We start from the raw sequence: 549 nt of genomic DNA on the forward strand, positions 1-549 counted from the left end.
CGCGGTGCCGCCGCCGAATTCGAACAGCAGCTCGCGCAGCGTGACGCCGAACGCGAGCTCGACGAGGCCGCCGTGCCGGATGTTGCCGGCGAGCTGGAACGGCAGCGTGCCGCGCGAGCGGCCCATCCCGTAATCGCGGTAGAACGCGGCGCCGCGCGCGAAGATCACCGGCGCGGTCGCGAGCGTGATCACGTTGTTGATGACGGTCGGCTGGCCGAACAGGCCGGCAAGCGCGGGCAGCGGCGGCTTCGCGCGCACGACGCCGCGCTTGCCTTCGAGCGATTCGAGCAGCGCCGTTTCCTCGCCGCAGACGTACGAACCCGCGCCTTTCGCGACGTGCAGCTCGAACGCGTGCGCGGAGCCGAGCACGCGCTCGCCGAGCCAGCCGGCTTCGCGCGCCCGTGCGATCGCCGCGTCGAGGGTCGCGATCGCGTGCGGATATTCGCTGCGTACGTAGATGTAGCCGATCGTCGCGCCGGTCGCGATGCCGGCGATGATCATCCCTTCGATCAGGCAGTACGGATCGCTTTCCATGATCAGGCGATCGGA

General features: G+C 69.9%; 1 pseudogene. It reads right to left on the reverse strand.

Going from position 1 to position 549, the window contains the following annotated elements:
* Positions 1-549, reverse strand: a pseudogene (locus ACV229_RS40680) (formate dehydrogenase); the annotation flags it as partial.

It is taken from the genome of Burkholderia sp. MR1-5-21 (assembly GCF_053427715.1).